Origin of the sequence: Sphingomonas sp., from assembly GCF_041661825.1 — a bacterium.
In the GTDB taxonomy this organism is placed as follows: Bacteria; Pseudomonadota; Alphaproteobacteria; order Sphingomonadales; family Sphingomonadaceae; genus Sphingomonas.
In genome coordinates, this window is sequence record NZ_JBAZTU010000005.1 from 234,018 (window position 1) to 246,520 (window position 12,503).

Annotated in this window: 8 protein-coding genes; 3 read left to right on the forward strand and 5 right to left on the reverse strand. The window is 67.0% G+C overall.

The features are described 5' to 3' along the window. Positions 1 to 30 precede the first annotated feature (30 nt). The gene (locus WC729_RS23315; RefSeq protein ID WP_372856848.1) at positions 31 to 777 is read left to right on the forward strand and encodes a glycine zipper domain-containing protein; all 747 of its coding nucleotides are present in this window, start codon (positions 31 to 33) and stop codon (positions 775 to 777) included. Positions 778 to 985: 208 nt separating this feature from the next. Here WC729_RS23315 and WC729_RS23320 read toward each other — a convergent pair whose 3' ends face one another. Continuing rightward, the gene (locus WC729_RS23320; RefSeq protein WP_372856849.1) at positions 986 to 1,687 is read right to left on the reverse strand and encodes a superoxide dismutase; all 702 of its coding nucleotides are present in this window, start codon (positions 1,685 to 1,687) and stop codon (positions 986 to 988) included. Between the two features lie 283 nt (positions 1,688 to 1,970). On the opposite strand from WC729_RS23320, the gene WC729_RS23325 reads away from it, so the two are divergent. Beyond that, on the forward strand, positions 1,971 to 2,822 hold the full coding sequence (locus WC729_RS23325; RefSeq protein ID WP_372856850.1) for an alpha/beta hydrolase family protein: 852 nt from the start codon (positions 1,971 to 1,973) through the stop codon (positions 2,820 to 2,822). A 546-nt stretch (positions 2,823 to 3,368) separates the two neighbouring features. Here the strand turns inward: WC729_RS23325 and WC729_RS23330 are convergent. Then, entirely contained in the window at positions 3,369 to 4,739 is a 1,371-nt protein-coding gene (locus tag WC729_RS23330) for an amidohydrolase family protein (protein WP_372856851.1), read from the reverse strand. 48 nt (positions 4,740 to 4,787) lie between these two features. Here WC729_RS23330 and WC729_RS23335 point away from each other — a divergent pair, with 48 nt between their 5' ends. After that, the gene (locus WC729_RS23335; RefSeq protein WP_372856852.1) at positions 4,788 to 6,977 is read left to right on the forward strand and encodes a penicillin acylase family protein; all 2,190 of its coding nucleotides are present in this window, start codon (positions 4,788 to 4,790) and stop codon (positions 6,975 to 6,977) included. 133 nt (positions 6,978 to 7,110) lie between these two features. On the opposite strand, the gene WC729_RS23340 is transcribed toward WC729_RS23335, so the two are convergent. The 3 genes from WC729_RS23340 to WC729_RS23350 all read right to left on the reverse strand — a co-directional run bounded on the left by WC729_RS23340 (position 7,111) and on the right by WC729_RS23350 (position 12,389). After that, positions 7,111 to 8,520 (reverse strand): aspartate aminotransferase family protein, encoded by a 1,410-nt coding sequence (locus WC729_RS23340; RefSeq protein ID WP_372856853.1) that lies wholly within the window; start codon positions 8,518 to 8,520, stop codon positions 7,111 to 7,113. Positions 8,521 to 8,583: 63 nt separating this feature from the next. Further along, entirely contained in the window at positions 8,584 to 9,876 is a 1,293-nt protein-coding gene (locus tag WC729_RS23345; protein WP_372856854.1) for an MFS transporter, read from the reverse strand. Next, complete coding sequence (locus WC729_RS23350; RefSeq protein ID WP_372856855.1) at positions 9,873 to 12,389, reverse strand: exo 1,3/1,4-beta-D-glucan glucohydrolase; 2,517 nt, start codon at positions 12,387 to 12,389, stop codon at positions 9,873 to 9,875. Before WC729_RS23350 ends, WC729_RS23345 begins: the two co-directional genes overlap by 4 nt. Positions 12,390 to 12,503 lie beyond the last annotated feature (114 nt).

Sequence of the window (12,503 nt, forward strand, 5' to 3'; positions counted from 1 at the left end):
CGCTCGCGCTGCGGTAAAAGGATGTGGTTGATGTCCCAGTCGATTCGGCGAACTGCCTGTGCCCTGGTCGCTCTGGTTACGGCGATCTCCCCGATCTCGGCCTCGATGGCCTCAGCCCAGGATTATCCGCCTCCGCAGCCCCAGACGGGTTATCGCGAGCCGGAGCCGCAGCAGGGCTATCAGGATCCGCCACCGCCGCCCGAGCAAGGCTATGATGAGCAGGATGACGCGCCGCCGCCCGGCTATGACGGATCGGAACCGCCCCCGCCACCGCCCGGCTATGTGTCGGATCAGGCCGACACGGTGCAGGGCGACCAGGATCGCCGCTACGAAGCCTATGCCGAGGACTGGTCGGCGCGAAACTGCGTCAAGGCCCGCAGCAACTCTACCGCCGGCGCGGTGATCGGCGGCGTGTTCGGCGCGCTGCTCGGCTCGAGCATCGCGGGCCGGCACGATCGTGGTGCCGGCGCCCTTGTCGGCGGCATCGCCGGTGCCGCCGGCGGGGCCGCGCTCGGCGACCAGAGCCGTTACGACACCAGCCCCGGTTGCCCGCCCGGCTTCGTCGTCCGCAATGACGCGCCGGCCTTTTATTATGACGGTTATGACGCGCCTTATTATTATGCCGCGCCGGGCTGGTACCGGCCCTGGGTCTATTATGAGGGCCGCTGGAACTACCGACCCTATCCCTATCACGCCTGGTATTACCGCCATCGCGGCTATGCCCGACCCTATCACTATCGCGGCTATCGCGGCGGCTATCGCCACCGCCGCTGGTGACGGCTGGGACCGGCCTCTCAAAGGCGTGCCCAACGCCAGTGATGAGGAACGCCCGTGTCCCGGATCAGCTTGCAACAGGCCAACACGATCATCGAGGCCGCGCTGACCCGGGGTGGCATCGCCGCCGCGGGGCTGACGGCGCAAGGGTAACGGGCCGGGGGCGACGAAGGGCGCTATCGCGCCGGCTTCGTCGCCATTGCTGCCGCGATCAGCGGGCGGCGGTCGCGAACAGGCGGCTGGCCGCGCTCCAGTCGATCGCTTTCATATAAGCGTCGACATAGGCGCCGGCCTTGGCGCCATAGTCGATCGCATAGGCATGTTCGTACATGTCGAGCGCCAGCAACGGTGTTCCGGCGGCCAGGGTCATGCTGTGGTCCGCCGCCCATTGATTGACCAGGCAATGGTCGCGTGCGCTCCAGGTGAGCAGCACCCAGCCAGATCCGCCGCCGAGTGCCTTGCCCATCGCGGAAAATTCGCCGGCCCAGCGGGCGTGGCTGCCGAAGTCGCGCTCGATCGCGGTCGCCAGCGGCGTACCGGGAGCGACCGGCGCGCCGAGTCCGGAAAAATACAGCTCGTGAAGGATCATCGAATTCCATGCGATCAACTCTTCCCGCTTCAGGCCGTTGATCGTGAAGGTCGGGGCAGTCGCGGGGTCGAGCGCGGCGAACTCATTGGCTATTGCGCCCAGCCGTTTCACCGCCCCGACATAATTATTGTCGTGGTGGCTGGTGAGCAGTTTCTCGGAAAGGCCAGCGACCGAGCCGGGTTCGAACGGAAGCGGTTGCGGCGTGAAGCTGCGCCCGGTTTTCGCCGGCTTGATCTGCGCCATCGCCGGTGCGGGTATGGCGCTCACGCCCAGTGCGGCACTCGCGACAAGCAGGCTGCGGCGATCGATCATGGCGTCGGACATCGTGTCACTCCTCGGTTTCGATCGCTGCTCCGGATGCATCGCGTGCGTTCGGTTCGATCATGAAAGGCGATTGTCGATCTTCGGCGCACAGGGTGCATCCCTGGGTCCGTTCGAGACACGATTCTTCGGCATTTGCCTCATGAGGAGATCGTGGTCCCCATGATCTTTCAAGGCCCGAACTGGCTCCTTACTGTCAAGAAAGACCTTGGATCATGACGGATTTGTAATGTCGGCGGGGCCGTCATCGCTTGCCACGCGCATCGTCTGCTCTACCATTCTCGCCATGAAACGCCTGCTTCCGGTGCTGCTGTTGTGCCTCGTGCCGGGTCTTCTGAGCGCCGCGCCCGCGGTCGCGCAGGTCCATGGTCGCATTTATCCTGCGCCCAGGCTGCCGGTGAGCATCGCCGGCTTGCCGGCCGGCGCTGCGATCCTGGAGGTGCAAACCGTCGACGGCCTGACGCTCAAGGGCATCGAGATCGCGCCGCAGGGCGGCAAGCCGACCCTGCTCGTTTTCCACGGCAACGGGTCCAGCGCGATGCGATCGGTGGAGTGGTTCGCCCCGCTGATCGCTGAGGGCTATGGCATCGTCGCGGCGGAATATCGCGAATATAGCGGCAATCCGGGCAAGGCGAGCGAGGCCGGCCTCGCCGCCGATGCCGACGCCTTTTACAACCGCGCCCACAGCCTTGCGGGCAGCGGCAAGCTGATCGTGGTCGGCCACAGCCTGGGCGGTGGCGTCGCCTTCGGGCTCGCCACGCGCCAGCATGCCGACGCGCTGGTCACCATCGGCGCCTTCACCCGGCTGCGCGACATGGTGTCGAAGCTCCTCCGCGCCGCCGTGCCCAACGAGTATGACAATGTTGCCGCGATCCCGAAGCTCGATGAGCCGCTCTACCTCATCCAGGGGACCGCCGACGACACCGTGCCGTGGCAGATGGGCGAGCAACTCGCCAAGGCAGCCGGGGCGGCGCACAAGCCCGGCGCGGCCTTCGTGATCAAGGATGCGGGCCATGCGCCCGATGGCGCGGTGGTGGCGATGATCCTGCGGGCGATCGTGGCCAAGCTCGACGGGGACGGCGCGACGGTGAAGGTGACGCTTCCGGAGACCGTGCACCCGTACCCGTTCGGTCAGTAAGCGTCCGACTCTCCCCCCTTTTCTTGCTTCCCCGGCGAAGGCCGGGGCCCAGTTGGAAAGGCTCCGGTGATGTGCGCCACGCCAGCCAATTCATTTCCCCCAACTGGGGCCCGGCCTTCGTCGGGGAAGGCAGAAGGGGGAGGCGCCCAGCGTCCCGATTCAACCTCTCGCAACACGCGCTATCGTCTCTCGCCCGGCGCTCCACGCCGAAGCCCGAGAGAGACGCAACCCGTGCCAGTAAAGATTCCAGCCCCCAACTACCCGCAAGAACAGCCCGAACAATTCGTGATACCCCTCGCGAAATTCGGCAAGAATTCGCTGAATTCCTTGCGTCCGATATTTCAGGGAGCGTTTCTTGCGCTTCCAACACCGCTTCTGCCGCTCCAAATAAACCCGCTGCAGGCGCGAAATAGCGCTCGATTTTGCCCCCCTCCTAAGTGGGTCGCAAAATTCGACGAATATTTGGTGTTTCTCGCCCGGTTCCAACGTGATTACTTCGTATCCGGTCTTGGGCATGGGGCGCCATATCGACAGCGCCTGCGCCGTTCAGCGCTTGCGTGGCTTCTCCGGCTCCGCTGCCGCCGGTCTCGGCGTGCCGGTGAACGTGCGTTTGAGGATGACGTCCACAACCCCGTCGACCGCAGGGGTACGCTTGGGCTCGGTAAACGCCTTCTCCACGACACCGCCCTTGATCACCATGGTGACATCGCGCACCGCCGCCACATCCCGTGTCGGATCACCGTCCACCGCGATCAGATCGGCGAGCAGCCCGGCCTTCACGGCGCCCACCTTGCCGTCGAGATGGAACGCCCGCGCATTGCCGGACGTCGCCGCGATCAGCACCTCGGCCGCGGGCATCTCCTGCTCCGCCATCAGCTCCATCTCGCGCGCATTGTCGCCGTGCGCGAACACGCCGACATCGCCGCCCATGCAGATCGGCACGCCGGCCGCACGGGCGAAGTGGAAAGCCTTCCAGCTATCGAACACGCCCTGCGGTACCGTTCCGGTTCCCGTCCACCCGCGATAACGCGCCACCGCATCAGCGGCGGCCAGCGTCGGGCACAACGTAATCCCCTTCGCCGCCATTGCCTTGAAGATTTCCGGCGTCCCGCCATAACCATGCTCGATCGTGTCGACCCCCGCCGCGATCGCGCGGCGCATGCCCTCGGCGGTCGAGGCATGGACCGCGACCGTGCGGCCAGCGTCATGCGCTGCCTCGGTCGCGGCGGTGATCTCGGCCAACGACAGGGTAGCGCGGCTCGGCTCGCCCGGCCCCCAGCGGTAATCGGCATAGAGCTTCACCACATCGGCGCCCGCCGCGATCTGGCTGCGCACCGCGCGGACCATGTCGTCGATGCCGCTCACTTCCTCGGCGCCCTGCGGAATCGCGACGCCCGGCTCGAATCCTTTGGGACCATAAGCCCCGAGCGCCACGATCGCGCGTGTCGCCACGCTCATCCGCGGCCCCGGCACCACGCCCTGGTCGATCGCCTGGCGCAGCCCGACATCGGCATAGCCTGCGCCTTCGGTGCCGAGGTCGCGCTCGCTGGTGAAGCCGGCCATCAGCGTCGCGCGTGCCTGCGCCACTGCCTGCGCGGTGCGCAGCGCCAGCGGCTCGTGCAGTACCTGATCGTCCCAGCTCGTCTCGTTATAGGGATGCAGGAACAGATGGCCGTGCCCCTCGATCATGCCGGGCATCAAGGTCTGGCCAGGCAGGTCGATCGTGCGCGCACCGGCGGGGGCAGTCAGTTTCGGCCCGACCGAGACGATCTTGCCGCCCTCGATCAGCACTTCCCAGCCCGGATGCGGCTTCGGGTCGACCCCGTCGAACACCTGTGCCGGGCGCAGCAGGATGGGCGGCTCGGCCGCCGCCACGGGCGCGGCGATCGACAAGGTCAGTGCCAGCAGCCACTTCATCGCCCGTTCTCCTTGCCGCGCCACGATGCGCCGGATAGCCCTTGCTTCATGGATAGACTCAGCCGCCGCCTTCGCAACCCGCTCCTCGCGCTTGCTCTCCTCACCCCCGGCATCGCCCACGCGGCGCCGGACGAGAAGGCCGGCTGGAAGGCCCAGGCCGCCCGCGTCATCATCACCCGCGACGATTGGGGTATCGCCCATGTCGTCGGCAAGAGCGACGCGGACACCGTGTTCGGCGCGATCTACGCTCAGGCCGAGGATGATTTCAGCCGGATCGAGGCGAACTATCTCACTGCGCTCGGCCGCACGGCTGAAGCGGAAGGCGACAGGGCGATCTGGGCCGATCTGCGCCAGCGCCTCTATGTCGATCCGGTCGTGCTGCAGAAACAATATCGCGAGAGCCCCGCCTGGCTCCGCAAGCTGATGCAGGCCTGGGCCGACGGGCTGAACTATTATCTCGCCACCCATCCCGACACCCACCCCAAGGTGTTGCAGCGCTTCGAGCCCTGGATGGCCCTGTCCTTCACCGAAGGCAGCATCGGCGGCGATATCGAACGCATCTCGCTCTCGGAGCTGGAGAGCCTCTACGGCACCCGCCAGGTCGCGATGACCGACGAGGAGCTTGGCCGCATCCCCCGCGAACCGCGCGGCTCCAACGGCATCGCCATCGCGCCGAAGAACACGGTGGACGGCCATGCGCTGCTGCTGATCAACCCGCACACCAGCTTCTATTTCCGCTCCGAGTTGCAGATGACCAGCGGGGAGGGGCTCAACGCGTACGGCGCCTCCACCTGGGGGCAGTTCTTCATCTATCAGGGCTTCAATGCCAACGCCGGCTGGATGCACACCTCCTCGGGCGTCGACAATGTCGATGAATTCGCCGAGACCTTCGTGTTCAACTCGGGCAAGCTCTCCTATCGTTACGGCGACAAGCTGCGCCCGGTCGACCGCAGCCGCATCTCGATTTCCTTCCGCAAGCCCGACGGCACGATGGGCACCCGCGCCTTCACCGTTCAGCGCACGCATCATGGACCAATCGTCGCCAAGCGCGACGGCAAATGGATCGCCACGTCGTTGATGTGGAAACCGATCCCCGCGCTCGAGCAAAGCTGGCTGCGCACCAAGACGACCGATCTCGCCTCGTACATGGCGGTGGCGGAGCGTCAGGCGAACAGTTCGAACGACACGCTGTTCGCCGACAGCAAGGGCGAGATCGCCTATCTCCACCCGCAATTCGTGCCGATCCGCAACGACAGCTTCGATTATACCCGCGCCGTCGACGGCTCGGATCCCGCGACGGACTGGAAGGGGCTGCATGCGATCGCGACCCTGCCCAATGCGATCAACCCGCCGGTCGGCTGGGCGAAGAACTCGAACGACTGGCCCTGGCAGTCGGCCGGCCCCGACAGTCCGAAGGCGGCCGACTATCCCAAATATATGGACCAGGCCGGGGCGAATGCGCGCGGCACGCATTCCGATCTGCTGCTGACCGGCAAGACCGGCTTCACCCCCGAGGGCCTGCGCGCGGCGGCCTATGACTCCTATCTCCCGGCCTTCGCCAAGCTGATCCCGCAACTCGTGTCTGCCTGGCAGGCGCTCCCGGCAAACGATGCCCGCCGCGCGAGGCTTGCCGCGCCGATCGCGGCGCTCAAGGACTGGGACTATCGCTGGAGCGCCGCGTCCGAGCTCACGTCGCTCGCTATCTTCTGGGGCGATACGCTGTGGAAGGATGTCGGCGGCTTCGCCCGCGCCGAGCGCATGAACGTGCCCGACTATATCGGCGCGAAAGTGACGCCCGAGGCGAAGCTCGATGCGTTCGTCCAGGCAGTCGACCGCCTGACCCGCGACTTCGGCGACTGGCGCGTGGCGTGGGGCCGGATCAACCGCTTCCAGCGCCTCGACGATTCGATCGACGCCCGGTTCGACGATTCAAAACCGAGCATCGCCGTGCCATTCGTCTCCGGCCAATGGGGGTCGCTGGCGAGCTATGGGGCGAAACCCTATCCGAACACGAAGAACTATTACGGCACCAGCGGCAACAGCTTCGTCGCGGTGGTGGAATTCGGCCCGCGGCTCAAGGCCTGGGCGGTCACCGCGGGCGGCGAGAGCGGCAACCCCGCGTCACTCCATTTCAACGACCAGGCCCAGCGCTACGCCGACGGCAATCTCCGCCCGGTCTATTTCTACCCGCAGGACCTCACCGGCCATGTGGAGCGGAAATACCAGCCGGGGGAGTGAGGCACGGTGTCCGCAGTTATGTTCCTTCCCCGGCGCAGGCCGGGGTCCAGTTGGGGGACCTGGGTTGGAGAAGTTGCGCTTCGTTACCGCAACCTCTCCAACTGGACCCCGGCCTGCGCCGGGGAAGCCCCCATCAAATCCCGCCCGCTTTGGTCCGCTCCCACGCACCGATCACCGCATCCACCGTGACATCCGCCTCCGCCATCGTCGTCGCAACCGAGGAGACCGAAACCCGCATCACCCACCGCCCCCGCCACAGCGCCGATCCGATGAACGCCACCGCATCCTCCTGCACCTGCTTCACTGTCGCGAGCGTCAGGTCATCATCGTCGCCGAAGCGCACCATGAACTGGTTGAGCTCCACCGGGCAGACCAGCTCGATCCCGGGCACCGCCGCGAGCCGCTCGGCCATGTGCGTCGCGATGGCGCAATGCTCCGCGACCATCGCCGCAATCCCTTTGCGCCCGAACTGCCGGATCATCGCCCATGCGGCAAAGCCCCGCGCGCGCCGCGACAGCTCGGGCACATAGGCGGAAGGGTCGCGCTCGGCGCCTTCGGCCGGCGGCAGATAGCTCGCGGTGATCGCCATCGCCCGCCGATGCGCCTCCGCATCGCACACGATCGCAAAGCCGCTGTCATACGGCGTCTGGAGCCATTTATGCCCGTCGGTCGCCCAGCTATCGGCCAGCTCGACCCCGGCGGTAAGATGGCGATGCTGCAGGCTCGCCTGCGCCCACAGCCCGAACGCGCCATCGACATGCAGCCAGGCACCCGCCTCCCGCGCCATCGGTGCGATTTCGACGAAAGGATCGCACGCGCCGGTGTTGATCTGCCCCGCCTGCGCGATCGCGATCACCGGCCCCGTTGCCTCTGCCAGCGCCCGCGCAAAATCGTCGGCCAGCATCCGCCCGCTCGCATCGCACATGACCCGCCGCACCCGCTGCGCGCCGAGCCCGAGATACTTGATCCCCGAATAGACCGTCGCATGCGCATCGTCGCCGATCAGCACCGTGATCGGGGGCGCACCGAACAGCCCGTCAGCCTCGACATCCCAGCCGGCACGCCGCAGCACTTCGCTCCGCGCGGCGGCGAGGCACACGAAATTGGCCACCGTCGCGCCGGTGACAAAGCCGACCGAGGCGCTCGCCGGAAGCCCGAGCAGGTCGAGCAGCCAGTCCGCCGCAACCGCCTCGATCGCGGAGGCAGCGGGCGCGGCGTGGAGGTTGGCGGCGTTCTGGCCCCAGGCGGTGGCCAGCCAGTCGGCCGCGACGCCGGTCGGGTGCGAATTGCCGATCACCCAGCCGAAGAAGCGCGGCCCGGTCGAGGCGCGAATGCCTGGCGTGGCCAGAGTCGCCAGTTCCTCGATGATCGCCCGCGGATCTGCACCCCGCTCGGGCGTCGGCGCGGCGAAGGCGGCGAGCATCTCGGCGTAGCTCGCAACGGGCGTATGCTCCGCCGTCGCGATGCCGCGCCGATAGGCGATGGCGTGCTTCGCGGCATCGGCCATAGCGGCATAGCCGTTATCGATATCGTCCGGTTCCATTGCCCGACCATGTCACACCGGCCGGGGCGGGCGCCATCCGCTTCTGGCCTTCAAACCGCCGCCTCAGTGGAACGCCGGCGCCGCCTCCACTGCGTCCTCGCCGGAGAGCCGCGATTTGGGGCCCAGCCCGCCGAACAGGGCGATCGCCACATAGGCGATGGCAGGCAGCACGAAGGTCATCCCGATCGAAGTCGCGTCCGCGATCCAGCCGGAGAACAATGGCAGCAATGCGCCGCCGACGATCGCCATGCAGAGCAACCCCGATACCGATGCGCTCGATGTCTTCGAGCGCTCCATGGTGATGCTGAAGATCGTCGGGAACATGATCGAATTGAAGAAGCCGACCCCCAACGCCGCATAGGCCGCCGCCGGTCCGTGCAGCAGGAACGCCGCCGCGGTCAGGCATGCTGCCATCGCCGCGGCCCCGGTGAGCAGGTAGCTTGCCCGAACTTTGGTCAACACCACGCTGCCGACGAAGCGCCCGACCAGCGCGCCGCCCCAGTAATAATAGGCCAGCACCCCGCCCGCCGCCTCGAGCGTCAGGCCAAGCACGTCGGGCCGGTTGAGGAAGTTGATCATCACGCTGGCGATGGTCACTTCGGCGCCGACATAGAGGAAGATCGCGACCGCCCCGAACACTGCCCAGCCGGACCTGAGTGCCTTGAGCGGCGAGGCGCCTTCGATGCTGATGTCGGCAGCCGATGCGTTGATCCGATTGCGAAAGACGAAGATCAGCAGCGCGAGCGCCGCCACCGCAAAGGCGATCAGCACAAAGGCATGGTCGATCGCGCCCAGCGCCGTGCTGCGCGGCACATGCGGCAGGATATGCCCGCCCTCACCAAACACCTCGGGCCGCAGCATCAGCTTCGATCCGATGCTGACGCCCAGCACCACGCCGAGCGAATTGAATGCCTGGGCGAAGGTCAGGCGGAAATGGCTCCGCTCAGGCGTGCCCAGCGATGCCGCCAGCGGGTTCGCCGCGACCTGCAGCACGGTGATGCCGCCCGCCATCACGAACAGCGCCACCAGCACCATGGTGTAGGCCTGCATGTGCGACGCGACGAGCATCAGCCCACAAGCGCCGATCATCACCATCAGCGCGGTGATGATCGTGCGGCTATGCCCCAGCTTCGCGAGCAGCGCCGCGGCAGGCAGCGATACCACGAAATAGGCGAGGAAGAAGGCGAACTGAGTCAGCATGCCTTCCGCCACGTTGAGCGTGTAGATGCCGCGCATCGCCGCGATCAGCGGGTCGGTGTTGGAGGTGATGAAACCCCAGGCGAAGAACAGGCAGGTCACCACCGCAAAGGCGGCGCCGGCACCGGCAGCGGTCTTGCCGCCCTCGGTTGCGGTCATTGCGGGCACCCCGCGACGCCGTTGGCGCTGACGAAGCGGATGTCGGAGATCGACAGGGTCGCCGCCCCGTCGCTCGCCAGGGTGAGCGGCGCGCTCACCCGCCGAGGGTCGAGCCCGGCGGTGGCGAAGCAGTTGAGCGGCAAGGTGAGGGTGGCCCATTGGCCGACCGTCGCCGCGCGCAGCACCCCGGTGATCGGCACCGTCCCTGCGCAATTGTTGCCGCACTGCATGCCCAGCCGCACGGTGCCCGTGGGCGCCGCATCCACGCGATATTCGATGACCATATTATATTGTGCATTGGATTCGCGGCCGATGTCGATCGGCTTGTCGGCGGCGATCCGCGCCGTGCCCCCGGCGGCGCCCCACACGATCCTGCGCGCATCCTCCTGCGCGCGTCGGTCGACGCTCGACAGGCGGATGGCGCCGCCCCCCGTCGCACCCGCATTGCCGGTCACCGGCTCGGCGACCCCGCCCGGCTCGGCCAGGTCGAAGCGCCAGCCCGGGGGCAAGGTACCGCGCGCGAATACGGTGCCATCGGGCCGTGTGGCAGCGGCGGGACGATCCTCGGACAGCGCGGGGAGGTCGCCCTTATCCTTATAGGTCAGCCCATAACCGAAGGCGAAGAGCGGGTCGTACACGGCGTCGCCCTTGTTGAGCGGTGTCTGGTCGATCCGCTTCGGCCAGGAGAAGGACAGCGTGCCGCGGAAATCGTGGCGAGGCTTGCCGTCGGCGCCGGCCAGCAACACATCGGCCACGCCGCCGCCTTCGCCGCCGGGCAGGAACGCGGCAACGAACGCGTCAGCCGCGTTGAGTTCCGGGTTCACCCAGAGTGGCCGGCCCGAGAGGAACACGGCCACGACGGGAATGCCCTGCGCTTTCAGCTTCTTCAGCAAGTCGAGGTCGCGGCTGTCCCCGGCGCGGTATTCGACCGTCGGCCGGTCGCCCGCGAACTCGGCATAAGGGTCCTCGCCGAATATGACGATTGCCGCGCCGGGCTTCTTGGTGAAGCTGCCGTCGACGCTCAGGGTCGCGCTGCCGCCCGCTGCCTTGGCTGCCTCGGCAATGCCGGCATAGATCGACTGGGCGTGCGGGAAGTCGGCATTGGTCATGCCGGTGCCCTGCCAGCTGATCGTCCAGCCGCCGCTCTGCTTGGGGATATTGTCGGCACCGTCGCCCGCCACCAGCAGGTCGAGCTTGGGCGACAAGGGCAGCACATGGCCCTGGTTCTTGAGCAGCACCAGCGACTCCCGCACCGCCTGCCGCGCGACGGCGCGGTGCTCGGGCGATCCGAGCAGCTCGAACTTGCCGGCAAAGGGGCGGGACGAAGGCTTGCCCTTCTCGAACATGCCCGCGCGCAGCTTCACACGCAGGATGCGCCGTACTGCTTCGTCGAGCCGGGCCTTCGAAATCTCGCCCGATTTCACCTGGGCGATCGTGCTGGCGTAAAAGCCTTTCCAGCTGTCCGGCGCCATCACCATGTCCATGCCGGCGTTGATCGCCGCGGCGCAGGAGGTGTTGGTGCAGCCCGGCACCTGGCCATGCGCGTTCCAGTCGCCGACGGTCAGTCCGTCGAACCCCATCTGGTCGCGCAGTGCGCCGGTCAGCAAGTCCTTGTCGGCGCTCAGCTTGGTGCCGCGCACGCTGGAGAAGCTCGCCATCACGGCCTGCACGCCAGCGGCGATCGCGGGAGGATAGCCGGCGCCATGGATGTCGCGGATCTGCTCAGGGGAGGAAGGATTGTCGCCCTGGTCGATGCCATTGGCGGTGCCGCCATCGCCGACGAAATGCTTGGCGGTTGCGATCACCTTGCCGTCGCGCAGGAATTCCTTGGTGCCCGCCTTGCCCTGCAGCCCCTCGATCATCGCGCCGGCATAGTCGTGCACCACCGACGGGTCCTCGGAAAAGCCCTCGTAACTGCGGCCCCATCGATCGTCGCGCACCACCGCGAGCGTCGGCGAAAAGTCCCAGTCGATCCCGGTGACCGCCATCTCCTTGGCGGTCACTTCGCCGATCTTCCGGATCAGGTCGCGGTCGCGCATCGCGCCCAGGCCGATATTCTGCGGGAAGATCGTCGCGCCGATGATGTTGGCATGGCCGTGCACCGCATCGATGCCCCAGATCGGCGGGATCACCGGGCGGCCGTCGTCGCGCTTGGTCACGGCGTCCCACGCCGCATCGGCATAGGCCAGCCAGGCGGGGGCGGGGGCCTTGTCGTCGCGATTGGGGCCGGAGCTGCCTCCGGCCAGGATCGATCCGAACTTGTACTGGCGGATCTCGTCGATCGTCAGGCTGCCGATGTCGGGCTGGACGACCTGCGCGACCTTGTCCTCATCGGACATTTTCGCGAGCAGCGAATCGATCCGTTTTTCCATCGCCGGATCGGCCGGCAAGGGCGATCCGACATGCGGCCAGGCGGCACCGGGCGTCTGCGCCGCGCCGATTCCCGTTGCCGTCCCGATGGTCACGAGGCTTGCCACCCCGAGCGCCACCTTCAGCCTGCGCCTGCCGAACATACTCTCACTCTCCCAAACCGATCGTTCATTCGCCCGATCAATCGGGTCATGGCAGCCCTTACATCATCTGGTGACCTACGTTGTCAATTCCAATCACACGCCATGACGGCGGGA